This window comes from Bradyrhizobium zhengyangense (assembly GCF_022012435.1).
GTDB lineage: Bacteria > Pseudomonadota > Alphaproteobacteria > Rhizobiales > Xanthobacteraceae > Bradyrhizobium > Bradyrhizobium zhengyangense.
In genome coordinates, this window is sequence record NZ_JAKLUA010000001.1 from 1,389,820 (window position 1) to 1,415,988 (window position 26,169).

General features: G+C 63.3%; 24 protein-coding genes. 12 read left to right on the forward strand and 12 right to left on the reverse strand.

The features are described from left to right. Positions 1-13: 13 nt before the first annotated feature. Together L6637_RS06755 and L6637_RS06760 are read right to left on the reverse strand one after the other, a co-directional pair. A complete protein-coding gene (locus L6637_RS06755; RefSeq protein ID WP_237858945.1) occupies positions 14-790 on the reverse strand; it encodes a cyclase family protein in 777 nt (258 codons plus the stop codon). A 37-nt stretch (positions 791-827) separates the two neighbouring features. Beyond that, positions 828-1,817: a fumarylacetoacetate hydrolase family protein gene (locus tag L6637_RS06760; RefSeq protein ID WP_237859431.1), complete on the reverse strand. Its 990-nt coding sequence runs from the start codon at positions 1,815-1,817 to the stop codon at positions 828-830. A gap of 138 nt (positions 1,818-1,955) precedes the next feature. Here L6637_RS06760 and L6637_RS06765 point away from each other — a divergent pair, with 138 nt between their 5' ends. From L6637_RS06765 to L6637_RS06785, 5 genes are read left to right on the forward strand one after another with little or no spacing between them, the layout of a single operon-like run. Further along, complete coding sequence (locus L6637_RS06765) at positions 1,956-2,852, forward strand: ABC transporter substrate-binding protein (RefSeq protein WP_338076842.1); 897 nt, start codon at positions 1,956-1,958, stop codon at positions 2,850-2,852. 11 nt (positions 2,853-2,863) lie between these two features. After that, the gene (locus L6637_RS06770) at positions 2,864-3,568 is read left to right on the forward strand and encodes a GntR family transcriptional regulator (protein WP_237858948.1); all 705 of its coding nucleotides are present in this window, start codon (positions 2,864-2,866) and stop codon (positions 3,566-3,568) included. Continuing rightward, positions 3,565-4,371, forward strand: coding sequence for an ABC transporter ATP-binding protein (locus L6637_RS06775; RefSeq protein WP_237858949.1), 807 nt, complete (start codon positions 3,565-3,567; stop codon positions 4,369-4,371). Before L6637_RS06770 ends, L6637_RS06775 begins: the two co-directional genes overlap by 4 nt. Further along, on the forward strand, positions 4,368-5,132 hold the full coding sequence (locus L6637_RS06780; protein WP_237858950.1) for an ABC transporter permease: 765 nt from the start codon (positions 4,368-4,370) through the stop codon (positions 5,130-5,132). Before L6637_RS06775 ends, L6637_RS06780 begins: the two co-directional genes overlap by 4 nt. Next, positions 5,129-5,893 carry an ABC transporter permease gene (locus L6637_RS06785; RefSeq protein WP_237858951.1) on the forward strand — a complete coding sequence of 255 codons (765 nt, stop codon included), beginning with the start codon at positions 5,129-5,131 and terminating at the stop codon, positions 5,891-5,893. The genes L6637_RS06780 and L6637_RS06785 overlap by 4 nt, the downstream gene beginning before the upstream one ends. Here L6637_RS06785 and L6637_RS06790 read toward each other — a convergent pair whose 3' ends face one another. The 3 genes from L6637_RS06790 to L6637_RS06800 are packed head-to-tail and all read right to left on the reverse strand — an operon-like array spanning position 5,894 to position 9,854. Continuing rightward, the gene (locus L6637_RS06790; protein ID WP_237858952.1) at positions 5,894-6,322 is read right to left on the reverse strand and encodes a RidA family protein; all 429 of its coding nucleotides are present in this window, start codon (positions 6,320-6,322) and stop codon (positions 5,894-5,896) included. 18 nt (positions 6,323-6,340) lie between these two features. Next, complete coding sequence (locus tag L6637_RS06795; RefSeq protein WP_237858953.1) at positions 6,341-7,519, reverse strand: acyl-CoA dehydrogenase family protein; 1,179 nt, start codon at positions 7,517-7,519, stop codon at positions 6,341-6,343. 16 nt (positions 7,520-7,535) lie between these two features. Next, entirely contained in the window at positions 7,536-9,854 is a 2,319-nt protein-coding gene (locus tag L6637_RS06800; protein WP_237858954.1) for a bifunctional salicylyl-CoA 5-hydroxylase/oxidoreductase, read from the reverse strand. A 256-nt stretch (positions 9,855-10,110) separates the two neighbouring features. On the opposite strand from L6637_RS06800, the gene L6637_RS06805 reads away from it, so the two are divergent. After that, positions 10,111-10,617 carry a MarR family winged helix-turn-helix transcriptional regulator gene (locus L6637_RS06805; protein ID WP_237858955.1) on the forward strand — a complete coding sequence of 169 codons (507 nt, stop codon included), beginning with the start codon at positions 10,111-10,113 and terminating at the stop codon, positions 10,615-10,617. Between the two features lie 12 nt (positions 10,618-10,629). Here L6637_RS06805 and L6637_RS06810 read toward each other — a convergent pair whose 3' ends face one another. Genes L6637_RS06810 through L6637_RS06840 form a run of 7 tightly spaced genes read right to left on the reverse strand, consistent with a single transcriptional unit; the run spans position 10,630 to position 18,000 of the window. Continuing rightward, positions 10,630-12,285, reverse strand: a complete 1,656-nt coding sequence (locus tag L6637_RS06810; RefSeq protein ID WP_237869681.1) for an ATP-dependent acyl-CoA ligase — start codon at positions 12,283-12,285, stop codon at positions 10,630-10,632. A 14-nt stretch (positions 12,286-12,299) separates the two neighbouring features. Further along, a complete protein-coding gene (locus tag L6637_RS06815) occupies positions 12,300-13,457 on the reverse strand; it encodes an ABC transporter substrate-binding protein (RefSeq protein ID WP_237858958.1) in 1,158 nt (385 codons plus the stop codon). Between the two features lie 57 nt (positions 13,458-13,514). Further along, positions 13,515-14,297 (reverse strand): cyclase family protein, encoded by a 783-nt coding sequence (locus tag L6637_RS06820; RefSeq protein ID WP_237858959.1) that lies wholly within the window; start codon positions 14,295-14,297, stop codon positions 13,515-13,517. A 35-nt stretch (positions 14,298-14,332) separates the two neighbouring features. Beyond that, a complete protein-coding gene (locus tag L6637_RS06825; protein WP_237858960.1) occupies positions 14,333-15,574 on the reverse strand; it encodes an SDR family NAD(P)-dependent oxidoreductase in 1,242 nt (413 codons plus the stop codon). Next, positions 15,571-16,749: a thiolase family protein gene (locus tag L6637_RS06830; protein WP_237858961.1), complete on the reverse strand. Its 1,179-nt coding sequence runs from the start codon at positions 16,747-16,749 to the stop codon at positions 15,571-15,573. Before L6637_RS06830 ends, L6637_RS06825 begins: the two co-directional genes overlap by 4 nt. 22 nt (positions 16,750-16,771) lie before the next feature. Further along, positions 16,772-17,197 (reverse strand): organic hydroperoxide resistance protein, encoded by a 426-nt coding sequence (locus L6637_RS06835; protein WP_237859433.1) that lies wholly within the window; start codon positions 17,195-17,197, stop codon positions 16,772-16,774. 20 nt (positions 17,198-17,217) lie between these two features. Next, positions 17,218-18,000 (reverse strand): aspartate/glutamate racemase family protein, encoded by a 783-nt coding sequence (locus L6637_RS06840; protein WP_237858962.1) that lies wholly within the window; start codon positions 17,998-18,000, stop codon positions 17,218-17,220. 635 nt (positions 18,001-18,635) lie between these two features. On the opposite strand from L6637_RS06840, the gene L6637_RS06845 reads away from it, so the two are divergent. From L6637_RS06845 to L6637_RS06870, 6 genes are all read left to right on the forward strand, one after another. Further along, a complete protein-coding gene (locus L6637_RS06845; RefSeq protein WP_237858963.1) occupies positions 18,636-19,784 on the forward strand; it encodes an ABC transporter substrate-binding protein in 1,149 nt (382 codons plus the stop codon). A 43-nt stretch (positions 19,785-19,827) separates the two neighbouring features. Next, on the forward strand, positions 19,828-20,871 hold the full coding sequence (locus L6637_RS06850) for a branched-chain amino acid ABC transporter permease (protein WP_237858965.1): 1,044 nt from the start codon (positions 19,828-19,830) through the stop codon (positions 20,869-20,871). Then, positions 20,868-22,637, forward strand: coding sequence for a branched-chain amino acid ABC transporter ATP-binding protein/permease (locus L6637_RS06855; protein WP_237858968.1), 1,770 nt, complete (start codon positions 20,868-20,870; stop codon positions 22,635-22,637). Before L6637_RS06850 ends, L6637_RS06855 begins: the two co-directional genes overlap by 4 nt. After that, on the forward strand, positions 22,634-23,347 hold the full coding sequence (locus L6637_RS06860) for an ABC transporter ATP-binding protein (protein WP_237858970.1): 714 nt from the start codon (positions 22,634-22,636) through the stop codon (positions 23,345-23,347). The genes L6637_RS06855 and L6637_RS06860 overlap by 4 nt, the downstream gene beginning before the upstream one ends. A gap of 503 nt (positions 23,348-23,850) precedes the next feature. Next, entirely contained in the window at positions 23,851-25,773 is a 1,923-nt protein-coding gene (locus L6637_RS06865) for a hypothetical protein (protein WP_237869682.1), read from the forward strand. Beyond that, positions 25,766-26,113, forward strand: a complete 348-nt coding sequence (locus L6637_RS06870) for a hypothetical protein (protein ID WP_237858972.1) — start codon at positions 25,766-25,768, stop codon at positions 26,111-26,113. The genes L6637_RS06865 and L6637_RS06870 overlap by 8 nt, the downstream gene beginning before the upstream one ends. Positions 26,114-26,169: the final 56 nt, after the last annotated feature.

Consider the following 26,169-nt stretch of genomic DNA (forward strand, 5'->3'; position numbering starts at 1 on the left):
ACGCTTGCGACCTCTAGCCGTCAACGATGGCCACCGCCCGCGTCCAGCCCGCGGATGCCCGCTCGATCTTCACCGGGAAGCACGACACCATGAAGCCGGTCGAGGGCAGAAGCTCGAGATTGTGCAGCTTCTCGATGTGGCAATAGCCGATGTGGCGTCCGGCCTTGTGACCCTCCCAGATCAAACTGGCATCCCTGGTCTCGGCATATTTCTTCGCGGTGTAGACAAAGGGCGCGTCCCAGCTCCAGCCATCGATCCCGGTCAGCCGCACGCCGCGTTCGAGCAGATACATGGTCGCCTCATAGCCCATCCCGCAGCCCGAGGTGACGTAGTCCTGCCGCCCGTATTTGGCGCCGGCGCTGGTATTGACGACGACGATCTCTAGCGGCGACAGCGTATGCCCGATCCGCTTCAGCTCCGCCTCGACATCGCCTGCAGTCGCCACATATCCGTCGGGCAAATGGCGGAAGTCGAGCTTCACGCCGGGCTGGAAGCACCATTCCAGCGGCACCTCGTCGATCGTCCAGGCGCGCTCGCCACGGTTCATCGTGGGATGGAAGTGCCAGGGCGCATCGAGATGGGTGCCGTTATGGGTGGACAGATTGACCATTTCCACCGCCCAACCCTGACCGTCGGGCAGATCCTCCGCCTTCAGCCCATCGAAGAACTGGAGCATGCGCGGCAAGCCCTGCTGATGATCGATGTATTGAATGGTCGGATGGTTGCCCGGCGGATCGGCCGGCACGTCGTTTTGCAGCGGTACGGAGATATCGATCAGTTTGCGCGCCATGGTGATTCCTCGTTGATTTTTTCAGTCCGTTGCGAGCTCAGGCGTCCTGCCGCTCGACCCTGTTCCTCAAGACGCCGATTTTCTCGACTTCGAGCTCGACGGTGTCGCCATGCTCGAGATACCAGCCGAGCTCGAGTCCACAGCCATTGCCCACCGTGCCTGAACCGATGAATTCACCCGGCATCAGCGTCTCGTCCTGCGTGACATGGGCGATGATCTCTTCGAACGAGAACAGCATCCCGTCTGAGACGCCGGTTGAACGGGTCTCGCCGTTGACACGCGCTTCCATCTTCAACTTGTAGGGATCGCCGATCTCATCCGGCGTCACGACCCACGGCCCCATCACATTGCCACCATCGAAGCTCTTGCCCTTGGCGGGGCCAAGCCGTCCTTCCATCTCGATGCGCTGCGCGTCGCGCGCCGAGAAATCGTTGAAGATGGTGTAGCCGAAGATGTGATCCCTCGCCTTCGCCGCAGGGATATTCGCGCCCCTGTTCTTGGTGATGATGCCGAATTCGAGCTCGTAGTCCATCACCTTGCTATAGCGCGGCCATTTGACGGTGGTGTTGGTGCCGCGAACGCTGAAGCGGTTGGTGATGTAGAAGATCGGTTGCTTGCGATAGACCTCGGGCAATTCGCCGAGCGGCTCGGCGTCGACCCGCGCCAGCTCCTCCATGTCGCCTTTGGCGCGCGCCGCGAGCTTGCGCTGCCCGCGCGGCGCCTGGAGGATGTGCAGCGGGAACGACATGCCGTCGCGCATCTGCCGGGGCTCCGGCACCGGCGCGAGGATGTCCACCGCTGATGTCGCCGAGGACAGCGCCGGATCCGCGCCGTGCTTCTCGAACAGCGCCGCCGCCTGCTCCAGCGCGCCGGGCCCCGCGTCGATCAGCGCCAGCATCGAGGCGAAGGCCGGATGATCCTGACCATCGCGCGCAGCGGACGCGGCGATGTCGAATATCCGACCGTCCTTGGAATGCACGATGCCGATCTTGTCCTGACCAGCCGACCTGAATGTAGCGAGTTTCACCTTGGACACCCCTTGCTCTGATTGAAAATATATGATCGAATAAAATATCGATAATCAAGATAAAAAAATGCGCCTTGGGAGGATAGTTTGAAGAGGCAGTTGGCAAGATTGGCGATCACGCTCGGAATTTCGCTTCAGATGGCTTGCGCATTGGCGGGCTCGGCGGCGGCACAAGCGAAAATCCAGATCGGTTGCACGGCCACCTCCGACTGTGCGTCCGCCATGGTCGCGGTCGACGAAGGCATTTTCAAAAAGCACGGGCTCGACGTCGAGATGACGCCGATCGCCATCAACTCGAACATCCCTGCCGCGATCCTGTCGAACTCCATCCAGATTGGCGGACCGACCTCGACCGTCTTCCTCCAGGCGGTTGACGGCGGCCTCGATCTGGTCGGCATTGCCGGCGCCTCCGTGATGAACACGACGTCGAACAACGCCATCACGGCCTTCGTCCGGAACGGCATCACCATCAACGAGCCCAAGGACTTCGTCGGCAAGAAAGTCGGCGCACCGGGCCTTAACGCGTTCCTGCATGTGCTGTTCGTGAAGTGGCTGGTGGAGAAAGGTGTCGATCCCAAGAGCGTCAAGTTCGTCGAGGTGACGTTCCCGACGATGGCCGACATCATCAAGTCCGGCAGCGTCGATGCCGTTCTCACCGCCGAGCCATTTGTCACCCGCATGACCAATGCGGGCCTCGGCTCGGTCGGCGCACGCTACGCCGTCGAGCTCGCCCGCACCGACCCGATCATCTTCTATGCGGCCTCGCGCGAATGGGCGGAGAAGAACGCCGCGACCGTGACCAAGTTTCGCGATGCGATCGCGGAAGCGGCAGTGATCGTCAACAGCGACCGCGAGAAGGCCTCCGCTTCGATCGCAAAGTTCACCAAACAGCCGCTCGATCTCGTCAAGGCGACGCCTCCAAATCAGTCCGAGCCACGCCTGAAGCCGGAGAACCTCTCCTGGTGGATCGAGGTGATGTTGTCGCAGAAGATGCTGCAATCAAAGCTCGATACAAGCAAACTGGTGCTGAACTGAGGACCCCTGCGATGCCGGCTTCCGAACGCCCTGTCGAACGTCCGAACGGCGAAGCCGGCACCTTGAGCGAGCGCGCGGCTACCCTCCTCGAGCAAGACATTCTCGCCGGACGCCTGGCGCCGGGGTCGCGGCTTGGCATCGTCGATCTCGTGCAGCGCTATGAAATCGGCGCCACGCCGCTCCGCGAGGGTCTATCGCGCCTGATGTCACGCGGATTGATCGTGGGCATCGGCCAACGTGGCTTTCGCGTCGCCGACGTCAGCCGCGAAGACCTGGCCGACATCACCTGCATGCGCACCGCCGTCGAGAAGGAGGCAATCCGGTTAGCCATCATCCATGGGGATGACGCATGGGAGGCCGGCATCGTCAGCGCGCTGCACCAGATGCGTCGCCACATCGAGCGCACCGGCAACGAATTCCGCGAGGGCGCCGCCGATTTCGACCGCCTGCACAAGGGCTTTCACACCGCCCTCCTCGCGGCTTGCGGTTCGGGGCGGATGCTCGGCGCGCATTCCGACCTCTACGACCAGGCTTATCGCTACCGCCGCGTGATGATGAGCGGAATTGACAGCGGTGCGGACTTTATCCGTAGCCATCAAATGCTTGCCGACCGCGTGCTGGCGCGAGACGTGCCAGGTGCACAAAAGATGCTGGAAGCACACCTACACTCGACCATCAACTTCGTCTATCCGCCCGCCAGCGAGAGCAACCGATGATCCTTCTTGCAAGACTTGACGACGCAAAGGCGGCGCGGCAGCAAAAGCCATTGATCAGCTTCAATGGCGCAACGCTCCGGCTTGGCGGCAAGACCATTATCGAAAATCTCGATCTCACGGTGCGTCCCGGCGAATTCCTCTGCATTGTCGGTGCCTCCGGTTGCGGCAAGACCACTGCATTGCGTCTCGCGGCGGGCCTCTATCGTCCGACCGGCGGCGCCGTCACCTTCGATGGCCAGGCGATGCTCGAACCGCGCCGCGAGGTCGCGATCGTATTCCAGGACTACGGCAAGGCGCTGCTGCCCTGGCGAACCGCAGCCGGCAACATCTCGCTTGCGCTGGAGGCCTCTAGGATTCCCGCGCGCGAGCGACCCGGCCGGATCGCTGAGTTGCTACGCAAGGTCGGCCTGCCCGCCCATGCCGAGAAATATCCGGCGGAAATGTCCGGCGGCATGCAGCAGCGATTGCAGATCGCGCGCTGTCTCGCACAGGAGCCAACCACGCTTCTGATGGACGAGCCGTTCGGTGCGCTCGATGCGATGACACGGCAAGGTCTGCAGGACGAGGTGCTGTCGTTGACGGCGGCGACAAACACGACCGTCATCTTCGTGACCCACGATCTCGACGAGGCGATCTATCTCGGCGACCGCGTCGTCGGTCTGTTGCCGCATCCGGGGCGGATCGGAATCGAGCTGGACGTGAACCTGTCGCGCCCGCGCGACCAGCTTGCCACCCGCGAGCACCCGGAATTCCTGCGGCTGCGCCGGCAACTCTTCGACTTCATCAAGGCGACCGAACATTGAGCCTCGCGCGCACCAAGCCGCTGTTGCTGCCGCTGGCGGCACTTCTCGCCTTCGAGCTCTGGATCCGCCTTGCCCATTTGCAGAGCGACAGCTTGGCGCCTCCGAGTGCGGTCCTCGCCGCTCTGGTCGCAGCACTCGCCGACCTCACGATCCCGATTGCCACCCGTGACACTCTGCTGGCGGCGTTTGCGGGGCTCGCGATCGGCAGCATCATCGGGCTCGGGCTCGGGATCGCTTTCGGCGTTTCGAGCATGCTCGATCGTCTCATGGAAGTGACCGTCGAGGCGATCCGGCCGATTCCGTCGATCGCGCTGCTGCCGATCGCACTGATCGCGCTCGGCTTCGGCTATCGCATGGAGATCGTGATTGTCACCTTTGCCTGCGTCTGGCCGATGTTGATCCTGAGCCGCACCGCCGTCCGCGGCATCGAGCCACGGTTGATGGAAGTGTCACGCGCGTTGCGCCTGACGCCGGTGCAGCGGACCATCAAGATCATCATTCCGGCCGCGCTGCCGCGTATCTTCGTCGCGTTCCGGCTGTCCGCCGGTATTGCACTGATCGTCGCGGTGACGGTCGAGATCGCGATCAATCCGCTCGGCCTCGGCGCCGGCATCATGCTGGCCCAGCAGGCGCTGCGACCCGATTTGATGCTCGCTTATCTCGTCTGGATTGGTGCCATTGGCTATGGACTCAACCTCGCTTTGATCGTCGTCCAGCACCGCTTGTTCGGCCGTGCAGCGACCGCCGGAGCCGGGTCATGAGCGCCACCGCAATGATCTGGCGCATGGCAAGCTTTGCGGTCGCCGCCGGCTTTGTCGGTCTTTGGCAGCTCATCGCCAATCTCAAGCTGGTCTCGCCTGTGTTTCTGCCCGGCCCGGACCGCGCCTGGACCGCGCTGGTACGTGGCTTTGCGAGCGGCGATCTCGCAAGCAAGCTCGTCGGCACGCTGGAGCACATGGCCTATGGCTGGCTCGCCGCCTCGATCGCGGGCATCGCGCTCGGCGCTCTGATCGGATCGTCTCGCCTGATGCGCACCTACATCGCGCCATCGCTGGAATTTCTGCGCCCGCTGCCGGTCTCCGCTATCATCCCCGTCGCGATCGCGCTGTTCGGCCTGACGGAGGGCATGGCCCTGTTCGTGATCGCCTTCGGTGCGATCTGGCCAATCATGCTTGCGACCATTCACGGTTTTGCCGCCGTCGAGCCGCGCCTCTACGAAGTCGCGCGCGCGTTGCAGATGTCGAGGCCCGCGGTCGTCTTCAAGATCGCGTTGCCGTCAGCCCTGCCCGACATCCTCGCCGGCATGCGGCTGAGCCTCACCGTCGCGCTGATCCTCTCGGTGGTGTGCGAGGTGCTGGCCGGGCTCGACGGCCTCGGCCATTGGGTGTTGCTGTCAGCGCGCGCATTCCGCTCGGCTGATCTTTTTGCCGGCGTGATCCTGCTCGGGGCAATGGGCTATGTGACGTCGGTTGCCATGTCCCTGGCTGAGCGCAGGCTCTTGGCCTGGCAGTCGATGCGCTGATCAGCTTGAGACGACGGCGGTCGCTTCGATCTCGAGGCGCGCCGAGGGCTCGACGAGACGCACGACCTGCACCAGCGCCATGCTTGGATAGTGGGTGCCGATCACCTCGCGATAGGCCTTCCCAAGCGCCTTCAGATTCGTGACGTACTCGTCCATGTCGACGACGTACCAGGTCAGGCGCACGAGATGGTGCGGCTGCGCGCCACCCTCGGCCAGGATCGCGACGATGTTTTCGAGCGTCTGGCGAACCTGCGCGACGAACCCGTCGGCAAACCGCCCCGCGACATCCCAACCGACGACACCACCCGTCACGACAAGGCGTCCCTCGGCCATGATGCCGTTGGCATATCCCTTCGGCTGCGGCCAGCCGCTGGGCTGGAGCACTTGCAGACCGGTCGCGACAGCTTCCGGTTTTCTCATCGTACTCATGCGGAACTCTCTATCTTCTCAGCGCGGCTTCAACAGCTCGCGAGCGACAATCAGCTTCTGGACCTCGGTCGCGCCCTCGTAGATGCGCAGCGCCCGGATTTCGCGGTAGAGGCTTTCGACGACCTCTCCTTTGCGCACGCCGCGACCGCCGAACATCTGGACAGCGCGATCGATGACGCGCTGCGCGGTCTCGGTCGCGGTCAGCTTCGCCATGGCGGCTTCGCGCGTCGTCGGAAGTTTCTGGACGTCGCGGCGCCAGGCCGCGCGGTAGGTCAGCAGTGCGGCGGCATCGGTGTCGGTTGCCATGTCGCCGAGCGCGGCCTGGGTCAGCTGGAGATCCCCCAAGGTCGCACCGAACATGTGCCGGCTGCGCGCGTGCCACAGGGCTTCGTCGAGCGCCCGCCGGGCGAAACCGAGAGCCGCGGCCGCGACCGAGGCGCGGAAAATATCCAGCGTCTGCATCGCAAGCTTGAACCCGCCGCCGGGCGCGCCGAGCCGACGGCTCGCCGGAATCCGGCAATTGGTGAAGCGCAACGTAGCCAAAGGATGCGGCGCGATGACATCGATGCGCTCGGCGATGCCGAAGCCGGGATCGTCGGGAAAGACGACGAAGGCCGAGATGCCGCGGGCGCCCGGCGCCTCGCCGGTTCGGGCAAACAGCGTGTAGACGTCGGCAATGCCGCCGTTGGAGATCCAGGTCTTCTCGCCGTCGATGACATAATCGTCGCCGTCGGCGCGCGCGGTGCAGGACATCGCCGCGACGTCAGACCCCGCCTCCTTCTCGGACAGCGCGAAGGCCGCGAGCCATTCGCCGGAGCGAACTTTTGGCAGCACTTGCTTGCGCAGCTCAACTGAGCCGCCGAGCGCAATCGCGCCGGAGCCGAGCCCCTGCATGGCGAAGGCGAAATCGGCAAGGCCATCGGCATAGGCGAGCGACTCGCGCGACAGGCAGATTGAACGCGAATCGATCGTGGTCGCATCGCCATCGGGTGGCGCGACCGCGCAATCGAGCAGCCCCGCCTCGCCCATCGCGCGCACGAGGCTGCGGCAGGCGCCGTCGACATCATCGTGGTCGACCGTGTCGAGCGCCCCCGATTGCACGAAGCGATCGAGCTTCTCGCCGATCGTGTGGTGGCGCTGTTCGAAGAACGGCCAGTCCAGCCAGTCGCGCCTGATGACCTTCGCAACGGAGCTCATTTGTCATCTCCTCCGTTCATGGGGCGGCCGCCGCGGCGGCGCGTGCCAGGTTGGTTTCGTACTGCCCCTTGGCGGACAGATATTGCTTCGGCCAGCTCACCGCGGTGATGCCGATACGCGCGGCTTCGTGCAGCGTCCAGGCCGGATCGGCAAGATGCGGCCGCGCAATCGCGCAGAGATCGGCACGGCCGGCAGCTAGGATCGAGTTGGCGTGATCGGCCTCGGAGATCGCACCGACGGCGATCGTCTCGATGCCGACCTCGTTGCGGATCAGATCGGCGAAGGGCGTCTGGAACAGGCGTCCATAGATCGGCCGCTCCTCCTTCCAGACCTGCCCCGAGGAACAATCGATCACGTCCACCCCCGCTTCCTTGAACATCGCGGCGAAGATCGCCGCGTCGGCCGGAATGTTGCCGCCGTCGGTCCAGTCATGGCACGACAGACGCACCGACATCGGCCGATCGGAGGGCCACGCCGCGCGCATGGCCTTGAACACCTCCAGCGGAAAGCGCGCCCGGTTCTCGTGACTGCCGCCGTAGTCGTCCGTGCGGCGGTTGGTCAGCGGCGAGAGGAAGCTCGACAGCAGATAGCCGTGGGCGCAATGCAGCTCGAGCCACTCGACGCCGGCGGCAGCGGCACGATGTGTCGCTGCGACAAAATCGTCGCGCACACGGTCCATGTCGGTGCGGTCCATCGCCCGCGGCAACTGGCTGTTGGGCAGATACGGCAAGGCCGAGGCCGACATCAGGGGCCAATCTCCTGATGCCAGCGGCTGATCGATTCCTTCCCACGGCACTCGGGTCGCGCCCTTGCGCCCGGCATGGCCGAGCTGAATCCCGACCTTCCCATGTCCAACACTGTGGACGAGCTCAACCAGGCGGCGCCATTGCTCAGCCTGCGCATCGTTCCAGAGCCCGAGACATCCCGGCGTGATCCGCGCATCCGGCGAGACGCAGGTCATCTCGGCAAAGATCAGCGCCGCGCCGCCCATGGCGCGCGCGCCGAGATGGGCGATGTGGAAGTCGTTGATGAGCCCGTCCTGCGCCGAATACATCGCCATCGGCGAGACCATGATGCGGTTCGCCAGCGACAGGCCACGCACGCGGTGCGGCGTCAGCATCGGCGGCGGCACCCGTTCGCCGTCCTTGAGTGCGATCCCTGCGCGCGCAGCAAACCAGCGCTCAAAGCCTTCCAGCCAGGTGCGGTCGCGCAGACGCAGGTTTTCGTGGCTGATGCGCTGCGAGCGCGTCAGCATCGAATAGAAGAATTGCGGCGGCTCGAGCGTGTCGGCATAGCGCCGGCCGACCACCTCGAACCATTCCATGGCGTTGCGCGCAGCATTCTGGATGCGCGCGACATCGACGCGGCGCACCTCTTCATAGGCCTCCAGAACAGTCGGGATGCCCTCGCGACCGTGACCATGGCGGTCGAACTGATTGGCGAGCTCGATGGCGTCGTCGAGCGCGAGCTTGGTGCCCGAGCCGATGGCAAAATGCGCGGTGTGCGCGGCATCGCCCATCAGAACGACATGCGACTTGCCATTGAAGACGCTCCATTTGCCGCAGATCAGGCGGCTGAAATTCAGCCAGGCCGAGCCGCGCAGATGGCGTGCGTTGGTCAGGAGTTTTGCACCGTCGAGCGTCCCGGCGAAGATCTTCTCACAGAACTCGATCGACCCCTGCTGATCGAGTTCGCCAAGCCCGTGGGCGTTGTAGGTCTCTTCCGTGGTCTCGACGATGAAGGTCGAGGTCTCCGCATCGAACTTGTAGATGTGCGCCTGGAACCAGCCATGCTCGGTCCTCTGGAAATCGAACGTGAAGGCGTCGAACGCCTTCTTTGTGCCGAGCCAGATGAAGCGGTTCGGCCGGATCACCATGTCTGGCTGGAATTGCTCGGCATAGCGGGCACGAATCCTGGAATTGACGCCGTCACAGGCAACGATCAAATCGGCGTCAGGAAATTCGAGATCGGACTCGACCTCGCGCTCGAACACGAGCTCGACACCCAGCGCCTCACAGCGCCTCTGGAGAATGTTGAGCAGGTGCTTGCGGCCAATGCCGATGAAGCCATGGCCACTGGTACGCTGGCGAGTCCCCTTGAAGACCAGCTCGATGTCGTCCCAGTGATTGAAGGCATCCTCGATCTCGGCGGCGCTCTCGGGATCGGCAACGCGCATCGCCAACATCATGGCGTCGGAAAACACGACCCCCCAGCCGAACGTGTCGTAGGGCTTGTTGCGCTCGACGACCGTGATGACGTGCTCTGGATGCCGACGCTTCATCAGCAGGCCCAGATAAAGGCCGGCCGGGCCGCCGCCGATACAGACTATGCGCATGATCCCTCGCTTTCGCGCGTCGCGCCGTGTGTCGAGCTCTCACTCAAATTATTTTAAGCATAAAGTATTTCGTCGGCGCATGCATTGTCAAGGCGGTTCTGCGATGACCCGACGCGGCAGCTCAAAGCCGCAGCAGCGGCGCCGATTCCGAGACCCTCGGGCTCCGCCTTGAATTTACTTTTGGCACGAACTATCTTGCCCATGTCCATGAGAGCTGCTCCAGCTTTCAAATGGCCACGAAGCCCGGGAGATTCGATTGGCACTCGCGAAGGAGCCCACGCCTGTTTCGGCCAAGAATGGGGCGGATCAGGAAGCTGAGTACAGGGCTCAAACGCGAGTTTGGCTCCGGCTGCTCGCCTGCACAACTCTGATCGAGGGCGAGCTGCGGCGCCGGTTTCGCGAAGAGTTCGATTTCACGATGCCGCGCTTCGATGTTCTCGCCCAACTCGACCGTGAGCCGAGCGGGCTTGTGCTGGGAGAGCTGCCCAAGCGCCTGATGGTCTCGGCCGGGAACCTGACGCCGATCGTGGACCGACTGGTCGCGGATGGATACATCACCCGCACGCCGTCAAACCTCGACCGCCGCGTACAGATTGTCTGCATGACGGTCGAAGGCCGCAAGACCTTCAGGCGAATGGCCAAGAGCCACGGCGCATGGCTTGCCGAACTGCTGGCGGATTTCCCGGCGGACCGGTTCGACGGATTGATCGGCGAGCTCGACGAGCTCAAGAGCGCCGTCAGGGACGCGCTACAGAAGCCCTGAGTCGGCCGATGCTCAACGCCGCAACTTCACGCCGGCCGCCTCGCGATCCCATGTATCCGCGGTGACGCCCTCATCGCGCAGCACGCCCTTCTTGATCTTGCCGTTTTCCGTCAGCGGCAGCTGGCTCAGAATGCGCACATAGCGCGGGATGGCGAAATAGGCGATATGGCCTTCGCAGTGCCTGACAATATCGACGGGCTCCAGCGATCGGCCCGGCTCGAGCAGGATCGCCGCCGCAACTTCGTCCTCTCCCAATTCCGACGGCAGCGGGTAGATCGCGCAAGCGGCGACCGCGGGATGGGACTGGATGGTCTGCTCGACCTCCCATGAAGATACGTTCTCGCCACGCCTGCGGATCGAATCCTTCATGCGATCGATGAAGCGATAGTGTCCGTCAGCATCCCGGACCACCCGATCGCCAGAGTGGAACCACAGGTTGCGCCAGGCCTCGACCGTCTTCTCCGGCATGCCGAAATAGCCGGTGGCGAAAGCAAAGGGCTCGCTGGCGCGAAGCACGAGCTCGCCGGCCTCGCCATCAGGAAGTGCGGAATCATTCTCGTCGACGATCCGCGCTTCGATGCCGTCGGCCAGATAGCCCATCGTCCCCGGACGATCGGACGGGATGGTGCCGGCGAACACGAAATTAGTCTCGGTCGACCCGTAGCCGTCGACCAGCGGCACGCCAAACCGCTGCAGGAACGGAGCGTGGATCTGCGGCGGCACGCCGCCGCCAAGCGCGACACGAAGCCGATGCGTCTTGTCGTTCGTCGTCTCCGGCTGCGCCAGAAGCATCGATGCCATCGCACCGAGTAGATAGCCGACCGTTGCCTTATGCCGTTGCGCGGCGGTCCAGAAGCCAGAGGCGGAGAATTTCGGCTCCAGCACGTAGGTGCAGCCGTTCAGCAGCGCCTGATAGAACGCGTTCAGCGCGTTGGTGTGGAACAAGGGCAGTGTCGTGAACAGCACATCGCCTTCGCGGATGCCCAGCGCCCGCGCCGAATAGATGCCCCACCAGAACAATTGCGCCTGCGGACAGCACACCCCCTTTGCCGGCCCCGTAGTGCCTGACGTGTAGAGGATCGCAACGGTGTCGCCGGGACGCACGGCGCCGGCCGGCGCGGAAGCGCCAAACGCCGGCAACGGCACCGCGGACAGCCTGGCATCGAATGCTTCGTCGGCTGCTCCGATGATCCAGGTTCGGGGCGGCAGCTCGACACCGGCCTCGACGCTGTCGATCGCGCCAGCGAACTGAGCCTCAACGACAAGAAGCGCGGGACGCGAGTTGCGGAAGATGTGGGAGAGCTGGAAGCCACGCAGCGCCGTGTTGATCGGGACCGCGATGGCGCCGAGCCAGGCACAGCCGAGATAGACCTGCAAGAACTCCGGACGGTTCGAGCACATCAACGCGACCCGATCGCCCGGCTTGATGCCGGCATCGACAAGCGCCTGGGCCGAGGCAGCCGCGATCGCCGCGGCCTGCGCAAAGGTCCAGCGCGTCTCGCCCGCGACCAGCAGGACACGGTCGCCATAGCGCTCGGCCTGTCGCGTGAGGATGGTGGACAGAATCCGGTCCGACGGCGGAAACAACGTTACCACGCGCGCCCAGGCCGGCGTGGGAATACCGTCCCCGACCGCGCCACCGCTCTGCGCATGCACGCTGCTCTCCATCGCTCTTGCCTCGCTCAGGGCAACAGCTTGTATTTGCCGTCCTCGATCTGGACCATGATGCGCGAGCGGTCGTCGACGCCATGTCGATCCGCCGGCGTATAGGTGTAAACGCCCTGGGTCCCCACAACCTCCTTGGTGGCGAACAGCGCCCGGCGAAGCGCGATACGGAATTCCGGCGAGCCGGGCTTGGCGCCTGATGCCATCGCACGCTTGGCGGCATCGGCGAGCACCAGCCAGCCGTCGAAGGAGTAGGACGAAAACGAATCCGTCGGCGCCTCGCCGTTCGCCTTCTCGAAAGCCGCGCGGAAATCCAGCGCCACCTTCTGGATCGGATTGCTGGCCGGAAGCTGCTCCGCCGCGGTCACGGGTCCGGTCGGGCAGATGATGCCGTTGGCCGCCTTGCCGGCGAGGCGCAGGAAGTCGGCGCTGATCATGCCGTGATTGCCGTAGAGCGGCCCCTTGTAGCCGCGCTCGGACAGCGCGATCACCGGCAGGGCACCGGGCGTTCCCGTTCCACCCAGCATGATCGCATCGGGATGCGCGGCGACGACGCGTAGCACCTGCGCTGTGACGGAAGAGTCCGAGCGCGCGAAGCGCTCATTGGCAATGATCTTGATGTCGACCGTCTTCGCACTTTGTTCGAGCGCGTTGTACATGAGGTCGCCGAACGCATCGGAGAACCCGATGAAGGCAACGGTCTTCAGACCTTTCGCCTTCATATTGTCAACGATCCCTTGCACCAGCAGCGGTGTCGGTTGGGGCGTCTGGACGACCCATGGGCCACCATCGCCTGATGGCACCGGCGCGATCGGCGACACTGCGATCATCGGAATCTTCATCTCGATCGCCGCCGTCGCCATCGCGAGCGTCTGGGGTGCGCCGGACGTGCCCATCAGGACATCGACTTTCTCCTGCTCGACCAGCTTGCGCGCATTGCGAGCGGACGCGGTTGGATCAGAGCCATCATCCAGCTGGATGACCCGGACCTTCTCGCCGCCGATCTCGCCGAGATAGGCTTGGCCCGCCGCAATCCCCTTCGCGTTGGGAATTCCAATCGACGACACCGGCCCGCTGAGGCCGGTGACGAATCCGACGAGAATCTCGGCCTGCGCTGCTTGCGGGATGGCAAGCAGCACTGCAGCGGAAGCGAGCAAACTCTTGATCAAGTTCATGGCACCTGTCTTTCGTGAGAATTTCTTGTTCTGATTGGCAAGTGCCATGAATAGGGCTCAGGTCGACGCAACCAGCGCGATGACGCGAAGCGGACTGCCGGAGCCGTTCTGAATCTTAAGTGGCGAGGCCACAATGACGGCGCCGGTGGGTGGCAACTGATCCAGGTTGCACAGGCATTGCAGACCATAGCGCCCTGCGCCGTGCAGGAAGTGATGCGCCGGATAAGGCGGATCGAAATGCCCGGCCTGCCCCGCATCGGTTCCGATGGTCTCGGTGCCAAACCCGATGACGCCGCGCTCCTCCACCAGCCATTTCATCACGGCCGGATTCGGGCCCGGCGTATGCGCGCCGTCATCCCTGAGATTCGCGTAGTCGCGCCACCCCTTCTTCGACCAATCGGTGCGCAACAGAACCCAGTGACGAGCGGGGATCCGTCCGTGCTTCGTCTCCCATGCTTCGACGAGCGGGACGGTCAGGACGAAGTCCGGATCCTGCGCGGCCTGTGCTGAGCAATCGATGACGCAAGCCGGCGCGATCATGTCTTTCGGCGGCATCGTGTCGACGGCATTGTTTGGCAGATCCTTGCCGGTGAACCAATGAATCGGCGCGTCGAAATGCGTGCCGGTGTGCTCGCCGAAGGTGACGTTGTTCCAGTACCAGGCCGGACCGCGACTGTCATATCGCGAGATTTCCTGGATACGGACAGGAGCTGCCTGGCCGAATTCGGGCGGAAGGACGATGACCGGAAAATCCGGACTGAGCGTAAAGGTCAGGTCGACGACGCGCACCGCGCCGGAAGAAATCGCACTCGCCAGCTCCAGGAGATTCTTGCTTTGCATTGTCACGTCCTCCAGCTTGGTTGAATTGCCGCTTCTTACCTGTCGAGTTCGCGCTCCAGCGCTTTTGGATTGGCCGCGAGACGCTGCCGAATCTCTTCGGCGACGTCTCCGACATACATCTCCTCGAGCCCAGCCTTAAGCCCGGATACGATCGCCTGTGCGATCGCGCGCGGCGCGACCTTCGGCGGTGGGACGGTCTGGAACCATTCGGTGTCGACGGGCCCAGTGAACAGATTCATCACCTTGACGCCGCCCGGCCGCAGCTCGGCGCGCAGACAATGCGAAAACGACAGGCACGCTGCTTGCGAGGCCGAGTAGGCGCCAAACGCAGGCCAGTTCGCCAGTGCATAGACCGAGAGAATATTGACCCATGCGCTACTGCTATTGATGCCGTCGGCACCTCGCATTCGCATCGCAGGCCCAAAGGCCTGCGCGAGATTGATGAAGCCGAGATAGGCCTGGTCGATCTCATCGCGTGCAATGCTCGTGCCCCTGCGATCGAGCAGACCGCCCGGCCGCACATATTCCGTCGTGTTGACGAGGATATCGACCTTGCCGCCGACATCGGCGGCAAGGTCGGTGGCCGATTTCTCGTCGGCGGCATCGAGGGTCACGATCTCGATCCCATCCTGACCGCGCAACAGATTCTCGCCGGCGAACGGCCGCCACGGTTCGGCGACGCCGACGAACACGGTCTTGGCGCCTGCCGCCTTCAAGGCCGCGACGGCTTCCTGGCCGATCACAGTGCGGCCATTGGTCACGAGCACCCGCCGGAATTTCGGATCGGCCGTCATTTCCCGGTACTGTTTGTCGTCCGACATGTTCGGAGTCTCCCCCTCGGGATGGGCAAAGGCCACCGCCTGCCCGCTCTTGTCGAGTTGCAACGACATGCGGACGGCTGCGCCCTCTACGCAATCGCCATGAAGATGCGCGACAATTGTCGGACCGCAGTCCATCTTGACGAGGCCGATACGCCACGGCGCACGTTCGCGGAAATAGACATCGCTCGGCACGCGTGCCGTCGTCTCGGCGAGCAGCAGGCCTCGGCGCGGCGCATCGACGAAGGGAAGGTCTGACGACAAGCAGGACGGACATGCCTCACGCGCTGGATAAGCAAAAGAGCCGCAGGCGTCGCAGCGTTGCAGCATGAAGCGGCCTTCGGCGGCGGCCCGCGTGAACCCGTGCGACGTCCTGCTGCGCGCTCGCGGGGGCGACGCGGGCAGCCGCGTCCGCAGCAGCGGGTTTTTGCGTCGGGGCGGCTTGATCGGGTCAATCATCGCGAAGGCCCTGCAAGAATCGCGGCGCCAGAGGCGAGACCACGATCATAGTTGATCATACCGAACCCCGAGGCCAGAGCGAGGCTCGCATTCCTGACCTGCGTGGTACCCGCAGTGCCCAGAACCTGCCGCAGCCCCTCGACGAGACCCAGATAAGCGCCGGCGGCGCCGGCCTGCCCAACCGAGAGCTGTCCGCCCGACGTGTTGTGGGGGAAGTCGCCGTCAATGGTGAGATCGTGCTGGCGCACGAATGCGGCACCCTCGCCCTTCCTGCAGAAGCCCAGATCCTCGAACTGCATCATGGTGATGATGGGATAATCGTCATAAGTCTGCACGATATCCAGATCGTCAGGCTTCACGCCGGCCATCGCGTAGAGTTCGCCCACGTCCATCGCCCAGCCACCGCGCACCTGCATCGGATCGTCGGCAAAGGCATTGTGCCGCTCGATCGTCGACAGCAACCGCGCCGCAGGCAAACCCAGCGATGCCGCAGTCTCGTCGCGCATCACGAGGAACGCTTCCGCGCCGGCGCATGGCATCACGCAATCGAACAGATGAATGGGATCGGAGATCGGGCGGGCGGCCAGATATTGCTCCATCGTCAGCGGCGCCTTCATCAGCGCGTGCGGATTGCGCAAGGCATTGGCGCGCTGGGCGACGGCGATCTTGCCGACATCCTCACGCGTGACCCCAAAGGTCCGCATGTAGTTGCGTGCAATTAGCGCAAAACTCGAATTGGCCCCGCCTGCGCCATAGGGATAGACGGCATCCTGGTTGAAGCGCGAGAAGTTCTCGAGCGTCAGCCTGAACGAATCGACGTGATTGGTGTCGCCGGCGACGCACGCCACGATGTCGGCGTCGCGCGCCTGAACCGCGCGCGCCGCCTTGCGCAGGCCTGCGATGGCGCTCGCGCCGCCGAGCGGGATCGTGTCGAGCCACCGGACGCACAGTCCGAAATGCTGCGTCAATCCAACTCCGCTGTCAGTCCCCATGGTGAAGCTGGAGACGCACAAGCCGTCGATGTCGGAGGCCTTGATGCCGGCCTGCGCAACGAGCGCATTCAGGGCACGGCCGATCCACCATTGCGCGCTCTCGATGGAGTAGCGCACATAGGGGATTGTGACGGGAGCCGCAATTACGACGCCGTCATACGGTGCGCGCAAGGAATTGGTCACCGACCGCCCTCGTTCATCCGCCTCAGACCACCGTCAGTTTCACGGCAATATTGCCGCGGGTTGCGTTCGAATAGGGGCAGCGCTCATGCGCGCCGGCAACGACCTGTTCCGCCACCGCTTTCTCGACGCCGGGCAGATTGACCTTCAGCTCGACAGCCAGCGCGTATCCGACCGGCACGGGCCCCATCGCAACCTTCGCAGTCACTGACGGCTCGGCAGAGGGCACCACCTTCCGCGTACGCGCGACGAGCTTGACCGCACCGAGAAAGCAGGCGGCATAGCCGGCAGCAAAAAGCTGCTCGGGATTGGTGCCTTCGCCCCCGGGGCCACCTAGCCCTTTCGGCACCGACAGCGACACCGACAACAGACCGTCGGTGCTGGCGGCCTTGCCATCCCGACCTCCGGTCGCCGTCACCTCGGTCTCGTACAGGATCTTTTCGGGAGTCATCACGATGGGTTCTCCAGGATTTAGCGGCTGTCACGGGCCAGCATTGCGCGGAAATCGATGCGCGCCTGGGCGCTGGCACGCTTGAAGCTCGGCCCGCGGCTGGGCTCGGTGCCGTTGAGCCTGCGGAGCTGCACCCACATCTCGGCGCTCTTCAGCGCCACGGCCGCACAGTTGACCACCGGCGCATGACCGACCTTCAGGCCATGCTCCTTCCCGACCAGAAGGCCCGGCAGCACGCCGGCCGGGATCACGACATCTGCGCCGCGCTCGACCAGCGGAAGGGCGCAGGCGACGAAATCCTTGATCATGCGGGCTTGCGCGGCGGCGTCGCCAGCGAATGCATCGGCAAAATCCTCCGGCTTGCAGCCGAGGCCGGTCACGTGGACGATGCGATCTCCGAGGCCGTAGCGCTCGGCTTGCTCATAATGCCAGACCTCGAAGACGGGATCGAGCGTCACAAGACCGAGACGCCGGCCGAGCTGCGAGGCCGCCAGCAACGTCGCCTCGCCGGTCCCGATCACGGGAATGTCGAGCGCTGAGCGCAGCTCGTAGAGGCCCGGATCCTGAAAATGCCCCATGACGAAGGCATCGAAGCCGCCCTCCTCCGCCGCGATGCCGTTGTCGATCGCCTGGACTGCGCAGCGTAGTTCCGCAAGCCGGCCGAACTCGCGGTCCGGCGGGCTGATGCCCTCGACGTGAACCGTCGTGCCTGGTGCAGCGATGTTGTTGAGGTATTCCGACAGCCGCGCCATGTAGGGCGCGTTCGCGCTCGCATCAACGAAGCTCTGCCAGAAGATGCGCATCGTCCTTCTCCTCAAACGTTGATCGGAGGATCGGTCGTCGGCTGCCGATGAATATATTTCAATCATAAACTAATTCGCGCGTCAAATGCGCGCGACGGCGACCTCAAGGCTCGCCTTTCAGAACCAGGCCGCACGACCTTTTTGCTCAACCGGACCGTCAAGAAGCGCCGCACACTGACGAAATTGTATGCAACAACATTTTTTCCTGACAGCCCCATGACACGTGTTGACGGCGCCACAGACGATACTTTAGGCTTTAAGTAATTCATCGCCGGCTAGAGACCGGCGGCCATGACAATGAATGTTGCAGGGCACCGATTTTGAGAGACTCGATCGTGTGGACAGTCGCCGGGCTCGAACAGCCGGCCGTAGCAGCAGCATCGCCGGCCGCGCATCGCGGCCGCACCGACGACCTTTCATCGCTCCGCAAAAGGCCCGCTTGCATCCGCCGGTGGGTTCGACGTTCACGCGACAAGCATCACCATGACTGCTGAGCGCCGGGGCGAACAAACTCTCTTCGGTCGCGCCCGGGATTTGGCGCCGCAGCAATGTTTTCAATCGATAGTTCGTCGTTCGGGGTCCCCGCGCGGCAGCTTCACGGCATTCCTATCCAGCATCAACGGAGGAGAACGCATATGCGCAAGACTCTGAGCTTCCTTGCATTCGCCGTCGGCATCGTCGCCGCCCCGGCTGCGCATGCCGACATCACGATCGGTTTCGTCACCTCGCTCAGCGGCAACGGCTCGTCGATCGGCATCCCCTACGGGCGCGGCATCAATGCGGCCTATGAATACAAGAAGACCATCAACGGCGAGACCATCCGCCTGATCCAGCTGGATGACGGCTCCGACCCATCGGCCGCGACCCGCAACGCACGCAAGCTGGTGGAAGAAGAGAAGGTGGACCTCCTGATCGGCACGGCCACTGCGCCCTCGACCATCGCCATGGCGGCGGTGGCGAGCGAATTGAAGGTGCCGATGATCGCGGTCTCGCCGATCGGCAAGCTTCCTGATACGCCCGAGCAGTGGGTGGTGTCGGTGCCGCAGCCGGCCTCCCTCCTCGTCAAGATCGTCGCCGATCGCATGAAGCGCGACGGCATGAAGAACATCGGCTATATCGGCTTCTCCGACGCCTGGGGCGATCTCGTCTATAACGGTGCCAAGGCGGCCGAAGCCGCTGGCGACATCAAGATCCAAAGCAACGAGCGCTATGCCCGTACCGACACCTCGGTGACCGCGCAGATCCTCAAGGTCCTGGCCGCGCGGCCGGACGCCGTGCTGGACGGCGGCTCGGGAACGCAGGGCGCGCTGCCTCTCCTCAGCCTCGCCGACCGCGGCTTCAAGGGAAACACCTACGGCACGGTGGCTCTGGTCAATCCGGACTTCGTGAATGTCGGCGGCAAGGCGGCCGACGGCATCCAGGTTTCCGCAGGTCCCGTGATCGTCGCCGAGCAGCTGCCTGACGACCACTTCGCCAAGAAGATCGCGCTGGAATTCCGCAGTGTCTACCAGAAGGTCCACAACATCCCGACCACCGACGGCTTTTCCGCCTATTCCTTCGACGCCTGGCTGATCTTCGCCAACGCCGCGGAGCGCGCGCTGAAGACCGCGAAACCGGGCACAGTGGAATTCCGCGCGGCGCTGCGAGACGCGATCCTCAGCACCAAGGAGCTGGCCGGCGTGCATGCCGTCTATAACTTCAAGCCAGGTTCGGTGACCGGCGTCGACGAGCGTTCGCTCGTCGTGGTGCGCCTGAACGGCGGCGCCTGGAAGTACGCGCCGTAGCCGGACGGCGGCTGGCCAGCACAACAAGGGGACGGCGTTCTCAATGACGAGCGACATCGCAGCCATTCTTGCGATCGACGGGATCGCCACCGGCGCGGTCTATGCGCTGGTGGCAATCGGAACCGTCCTCATCTTCACGGTGACACGGGTCATCTTCATCCCCTTTGGCGACATCGCCGCCTTTACGGCGCTGACGCTGGCCGCCCTCGATGCGAAGCGCTTTCCGGGCACGGGCGCGTTGGTCGTGATCCTGGCGTGCCTCGCGACCCTGATCGAGATCATCTCGCTGGTGCGCACGGGCGAGCTTCGGCTGCTTCCGCGGGCGCTGTTCTTCTATCTCGTTCTGCCGCTGGCCGTGGTTGGCATTGCCTGGCTGACGATGCGCGCCGATCCTCCTCTCGCCGTCAGACTCGTGCTCGCCTTGATGCTGATCACGCCGATTGCCCCGCTCTTGGACCGGATCGTCTTTCGTCCCATCGCGGACGGAACGGTGCTGTTGCTGCTAACCGTCTCGGTCGCGCTGCACTTCGCCCTGGTCGGCCTCGGGCTCCTCTTCTTCGGCCCCGAAGGTGTACGAACCGAACCGCTGACCTCGTTCTCCACCGAATTCGCCGGCGTGTTGATCTCGGGCCAGACCATGCTGATCGTGATTGCTGCACTCGTCTTCTCCGGCCTGCTCTATCTCTTCTTCGACTTCACGCTGGTCGGCAAATCGTTGCGCGCCACCGCGGTGAACCGGACCGGCTCGCGCCTGATGGGCATCCGCCCCGCCCGCGCCGGCACCATCGCTTATCTCCTGGGCTCGCTGATGGCCGGCGTCTCCGGCATCCTGATCGCACCTGTCAACACGGTATTCTATGATTCCGGCTTCCTGATCGGCCTCAAGGCCTTTGTCGGCGCCATCGTCGGCGGTATGACCAGCTATCCCGGAGCCGCAATCGGCGCCGTCGGCGTCGGCATCCTCGAAAGCTTCGCCTCCTTCCAGAGCAGCGCGCTGAAGGATGTCATCGTATTCTCGCTGCTGATCCCGATCCTGATCTGGCGATCGCTCGCCTCGCTGCATTCCGAGGAGGAGATCGAGGAATGACGCGCCTTCACGTTCAGCTCGCGGCTGTGGCGGCCGTTGTGTGTCTCGCGCTCGCGCCGCTGGTGCTCAGCCCGTTCAGCATCACGCTGATGAACTATATCGGCATCTATTCGCTGGTCGCGATCGGCCTTGCGCTCCTCACCGGCGTCGGCGGCATCGTGTCGTTTGGACAGGCCGCCTTCGTCGGTGTCGCCGCCTATGCCACCGCCTGGGTCTCCGCGCTGAACGGATACTCGCCGTGGCTCGGCCTCGTCTTCGGCGTGGCGCTGACCTGCTGCGTCGCTGGCATCCTCGGTGTAGTCACCTTGCGGCTGCAGGGCCATTTCCTGTCGCTCTCGACTGTCGCCTGGGGCCTCGCCATCGGCTTCCTGTTCGGCAATGTCGACGGGCTCGGCCGCTTCAACGGCATCTCGTCGATCCCGCCGATCAGCGTCGGATCATTCGCGCTTGTGTCCAGCGTCCATATCTATTTCCTGATCTGGGGCATCGTCGCCGTGGTCCTCTTCCTCGGCTACAACCTCTTGGACTCCCGGCTCGGCCGCGCCATGCGCGCGCTGCGCGGCGGCAACATCCTGGTCGAGAGCCTCGGCATCAATGCCTTCCGGATCAAGCTCGTCACCTTCGTGATCGCGGCGTTCCTCGCCTCGCTCTCCGGCTGGCTTTACGCCCATATGAGCCGCTTCATCAGCCCGGGGCCGTTCGACGCCGGCATGGGCATAGAATATCTGATGATGTCGATGGTCGGCGGCGCCGGCAGCTTGCTTGGCGGCGTCGTGGGGGCTGCCATCGTCACGCTTCTGAAGAACAGCGTGCAGGACTATCTGCCACTGATCGCCAAGGGCGCATCCGGCCAGCTCGAGATCGTCGCCTTCTCCGCGCTGTTCATCCTGTTCCTGCAATGGGCCCGCCAAGGCATCGTGCCGTTCGTCGCGCGCTATCTGCCGAAGATCAAGCGCGAGCGGCCGCCGGCCGCGCCACCCCTGCCCCGCCGCCCGCAGCCGACACCGGGCGAGTTGCTTCTGAAAGTCGACGGTGCCGAGCGCCGGTTCGGCGGCCTCGTCGCGGTGAACAATGTCAGCTTCGAAGTCCGCTCCGGCGAGATCCTCGCCGTCATCGGCCCGAACGGCGCCGGCAAGAGCACGATGTTCAATTGCCTGACCGGCGCGCTTCGCGTGAACAAGGGCGAGATCGTCTTTGCCGGGCGCCCGATCACGCGCGATCCGCAGTCCCGCATCGCCAAGGCCGGCGTCGCCAGGACGTTCCAGCATGTCAAACTGCGGCCGCGCATGAGCCTGCTCGAGAACGTCATGCTCGGCACCTATGCGCGCACCCGCGCCGGCCTGTTCGCCGGCGCCTTCCGCCTCAACCGGCGCGAGGAGGCGAGCATCCGGCACGAGGCCTTGATGCAGCTCGAACGCGTCGGGCTCGGCGACAAGCCGTTCGAGCTCGCCGGCAATCTTCCGCTCGGCAACCAGCGGATCCTCGAGATCGCCCGCGCGCTCGCCGCGGATCCGGCGCTGCTGGTGCTCGACGAGCCGGCGGCCGGCCTGCGCCGCCAGGAGAAGCTGCGGCTGGCCGAGCTGCTACGGTCACTGCGATCGGACCATCTCACCATCCTGATCGTCGAGCATGACATGGAGTTCGTGATGTCGCTGGTCGATCGCATCGTCGTGCTCGATTTCGGCTCTAAGCTTTGCGAAGGCGCGCCCGCCGCGATCCGCAGCGACGAGCGCGTGCAAGAGGCCTATCTCGGAGGCGTCGCGTGACCGAGATGTTTTCGATGACTGACGTCACCGTCTGCTACGACAATGTCGAAGCGGTGCGCAACGTTTCGCTGTCGGTCGAGGAAGGGCAGATTGTCACCGTGATCGGCCCGAACGGTGCCGGCAAGACCACGCTCTTGATGGCAGCGATCGGCCTGCTCGCTTCGCGCGGCCGCCTCGTCTTTCAGGGCAACGACATCGGCAGGATGTCGGTCGAGGATCGCGTCGAGCACCGGCTCTGCCTCGTGCCGGAAAAGCGCGAGCTGTTCTCCGACATGTCGGTCGCCGACAACCTCCTGCTCGGCTCCTACAGCCTGCGCGATCGCTCCGGCGTGCAGAAGACGCTCGACGAGGTCTACGACCGCTTCCCGCGCCTGAAGGAGCGGCAGCGCCAGGCCGCCGGCACCCTCTCCGGCGGCGAGCGCCAGATGCTCGCGCTCGGCCGCGCGCTGATGGCGAAGCCCAAGCTGCTGATGCTGGACGAGCCGAGCCTCGGCCTTGCGCCGCTGATCGTGCGCGAGATCTTCCGCACCATCGCATCGCTGCGCGATCTCGGCGTCTCGATCCTGCTGGTCGAGCAGAACGCCCGCGCCGCGCTGGAGACGGCCGACTACGGCTATGTGCTCGAGACCGGCGAGATCGTGCAGTCCGGCCCTGCGAAGGATCTGATCCACGATAAGAGGCTGATCACGGCCTATCTCGGCGGGCATTGAGGCCGGTCCGACCAGAACAGCCGAAAACAACCCCATGCACAGTAGCCGGTAGCATCGACGTCAATGGCTTAGTCCTCTCTTGCGGATTTTGCGAAATTCGCTTGTTCCGTCGGGCAAAACAGTGGCATAGTGTCATCATCCCGCTCGTGACCCAAGCGCTAACACTTGCGTCCCGGGCGCGCACGCAAAGGCGAATGCCGGGTTCGTATGGCCACGCGGAAGTCTCAAGGTCAGCCAAAGCGTTATGCGCGCCCCCCCCGGGGGCCGGCGTCGTTCAAGCCAGAGGCATGCCGAATCCGGTTTTGATAGCGGATTGAACCGACGGCAATTCACCTCACTGCTTTACCTAGCATAGTGTGAAGTACATCATATTAAACCCCTGCGTGCAGTGCTCTACTTAGCGAATATTCGACTGCACGACGATCAATTCGAAATGAAGCCCATGCTCGTCGACACCAAAGGCTCGCGAGCTAAGCCATGTCCTGCCGAGGGAGGCTAACTCCATGGTGTGGCTACTGATCGGTTGGAAGAAATATTATGAGACACCAGTTGACGAGTCCGGCGCCGCGGTCGGTCCCGCGCGACTCGTTCGCGAGGAACCAATCTACGCAGATTTATCTCCTCAAGAGCTAGAGCGATACCACGCCTTATCCGACGACCAAGAACGACAGAAATTTTTAGAGGGCGTCACCACCACCACTTCCAAGCCTCCGGACTATGAGCCTTCTGTTGAGTCCTTGCGGGACTTGACGCGCGAACTTTCTGACCTGGCAACAAAGATCCAGGTCCGTTCAGAAGGCAGTCGTGCACATAATCGCGCCGCTGCGGAGACGCGCGTCAATGCACAGGATAGTTCTGCTGAACCAACCGGTCGAGTGACGTCCAATCGCGCCGCTGGGGCGCGTCCCCGAACAACGTCCGAGAATCGTTCAACAAATGGAGCAACTGGCGGCGCCATCAAAGCCTTGGGGAGACTCATTCGCGATCGCGCCTTGAGAAGCGGCGCAGAAATCACGGCCAGCCCGGAGGCTGAAACGGATGCCGCAAGCGCTGACCCGGATCCATTTCAATCTCCGTTTTCATGTAACGTGGTCGCGACTTTTGACGAATTTTGCAAAAAGGCGAACTTCAACCCTCCTACTCCCCTCGCATTCGATGCGCTACGCCTCTTCAAGGACTTCGAAAAGGAACAGCAACCGCAATCGCCAGGCAAAATCCAGTTGGCACTATCAGGGGAACGAAGGAGATTGGAGAGCACGATTGCCGAACATCAATGGCGGTTAGATGCCGTCAAGGGAAAGCTCGGTACATTGCCTTGGCGCGCACTGGCGATCTCTTCGTCTGGACTGAAGCGAAAGAGAAGGAAGAGCCGTGAGCTGTTGCTCCTCGACGAGCTCAACGTGCGGGGTGCTGCCTGGACAAAATTGGGCCAAGCGAAGGTCAGTTTTGACCCGGACCCGATTGGTAAAGCTACAAGACAAAAGATCAACCAGGCTGCGCGCCTTCTCGCTTCGGATTGGTCGGACAAGATACGTGTAGAAGATCAAGGCGTATTCTCTGTCTACCAGGACACTGAAGAGGGCCAGACAATTATTCAATTCGCATCGGGACAAGCGGGCAGTGTTTTCGTTACCTTGCCGGGCCTTCTCGATCCGACAGACGTCGCAAGACAGGTCTTGGAGGCAATGCGAGGCGCGCTGGCCGATGGACTTAATCCATCGGATCCGGTGGTCGTTCTAAATGGTGCGTTCCCAGAAATAAACATGAAGGAAATAATATCCGGGCGAGTTGTCGTGAGATCGCGATCCGATCAGGCCGAGCCGATAATGCAACGGATAGGGATGCTCTATGACAGGGCTCCACTCACACCAGAGAACACGTCAATTCTTTCGGCAATGCCAGAATCGGCGGAGGACCTCGCCCGCTTAGGTCTCGATTCTGCGGATTTTGATCTTTGGGAAGCATTACCTCAAGCCTACGGGCAAACGATAGCTGACCGCGGTTTCTCGCCTGCCTCTACCACACATGCGACAGCGTCAGAGTTCTCCCGCGCGCTGCGGAGCAAGGAGAACGTGATCGTCCTGGTTGCTCACGCAGAGAGCGACTGTCTCTATTTCCCGGACGGATCGCAAGTGCGGCCTGCCGATATCGAAGCGATGCGCGACGAGATCGATCGCAACAAGCCGGTTGTCTATCTCTTTTGTTGCGAGACGGCACAATACTCAATGGTGGAGTCCATTTCTCAAACCCTGTTGCGGTGTGGTGCGGCGGCCGTAGTGGCCCCTCAGGAAACCATTCGGCCGGATCTATCGCGACCGTTGTTCTCCAACTTCCTTGCGCTGGCCTCGGGACAGCCCCCAATTACGGGTCTTCGTGACGCTGAAAATGCTACCGGCAATTACAGTATGGAGACGTGGCTTGGCTAACATCATCAACTACTTTTCACTTTGGACTACGGTCCCCGAACTCGGCGGTTCGAGCGGTCAAAGCCGTGTGCGACAACCCTTGATCCTCTTGGGTGTTTTGCTCGGCGCGTTGGCCAAGGTCGTCTACGACTGGCTGACTTCTCAGGCATCCGCTTCGCTCAGTTGGTCATCTTTTGCTGTGGCGGCGATTGCCGGGCTCGTTGCCTTTCCTTACCTATACGAGAAGGCTGGTCTCAACCGTGGGCAGCTCACCTTGGCTAAATGGTTAGTAGCATTTCAAAATGGCTTCTTCTGGAGCGTTGCAATGGATGCGATATCCAAGCTCCACGGGCACGGTTGAAAGCGCGGGCTTGGCCCTATGATTTTGGGGTCATCTTTCCAATTGGCAAACACACC

What these genes read in the sequence shown, in the direction of transcription:
- L6637_RS06755 (WP_237858945.1), bottom strand. Translation starts at nt 790, where the DNA reads ATGGCGCGCAAACTGATCGATATCTCCGTACCGCTGCAAAACGACGTG.
- L6637_RS06765 (WP_338076842.1), top strand. Translation starts at nt 1,956, where the DNA reads ATGGCTTGCGCATTGGCGGGCTCGGCGGCGGCACAAGCGAAAATCCAG.
- L6637_RS06770 (WP_237858948.1), top strand. Translation starts at nt 2,864, where the DNA reads ATGCCGGCTTCCGAACGCCCTGTCGAACGTCCGAACGGCGAAGCCGGC.
- L6637_RS06775 (WP_237858949.1), top strand. Translation starts at nt 3,565, where the DNA reads ATGATCCTTCTTGCAAGACTTGACGACGCAAAGGCGGCGCGGCAGCAA.
- L6637_RS06785 (WP_237858951.1), top strand. Translation starts at nt 5,129, where the DNA reads ATGAGCGCCACCGCAATGATCTGGCGCATGGCAAGCTTTGCGGTCGCC.
- L6637_RS06790 (WP_237858952.1), bottom strand. Translation starts at nt 6,322, where the DNA reads ATGAGTACGATGAGAAAACCGGAAGCTGTCGCGACCGGTCTGCAAGTG.
- L6637_RS06795 (WP_237858953.1), bottom strand. Translation starts at nt 7,519, where the DNA reads ATGAGCTCCGTTGCGAAGGTCATCAGGCGCGACTGGCTGGACTGGCCG.
- L6637_RS06800 (WP_237858954.1), bottom strand. Translation starts at nt 9,854, where the DNA reads ATGCGCATAGTCTGTATCGGCGGCGGCCCGGCCGGCCTTTATCTGGGC.
- L6637_RS06810 (WP_237869681.1), bottom strand. Translation starts at nt 12,285, where the DNA reads ATGGAGAGCAGCGTGCATGCGCAGAGCGGTGGCGCGGTCGGGGACGGT.
- L6637_RS06815 (WP_237858958.1), bottom strand. Translation starts at nt 13,457, where the DNA reads ATGAACTTGATCAAGAGTTTGCTCGCTTCCGCTGCAGTGCTGCTTGCC.
- L6637_RS06820 (WP_237858959.1), bottom strand. Translation starts at nt 14,297, where the DNA reads ATGCAAAGCAAGAATCTCCTGGAGCTGGCGAGTGCGATTTCTTCCGGC.
- L6637_RS06825 (WP_237858960.1), bottom strand. Translation starts at nt 15,574, where the DNA reads ATGATTGACCCGATCAAGCCGCCCCGACGCAAAAACCCGCTGCTGCGG.
- L6637_RS06835 (WP_237859433.1), bottom strand. Translation starts at nt 17,197, where the DNA reads ATGACTCCCGAAAAGATCCTGTACGAGACCGAGGTGACGGCGACCGGA.
- L6637_RS06840 (WP_237858962.1), bottom strand. Translation starts at nt 18,000, where the DNA reads ATGCGCATCTTCTGGCAGAGCTTCGTTGATGCGAGCGCGAACGCGCCC.
- L6637_RS06845 (WP_237858963.1), top strand. Translation starts at nt 18,636, where the DNA reads ATGCGCAAGACTCTGAGCTTCCTTGCATTCGCCGTCGGCATCGTCGCC.
- L6637_RS06850 (WP_237858965.1), top strand. Translation starts at nt 19,828, where the DNA reads ATGACGAGCGACATCGCAGCCATTCTTGCGATCGACGGGATCGCCACC.
- L6637_RS06855 (WP_237858968.1), top strand. Translation starts at nt 20,868, where the DNA reads ATGACGCGCCTTCACGTTCAGCTCGCGGCTGTGGCGGCCGTTGTGTGT.
- L6637_RS06865 (WP_237869682.1), top strand. Translation starts at nt 23,851, where the DNA reads ATGGTGTGGCTACTGATCGGTTGGAAGAAATATTATGAGACACCAGTT.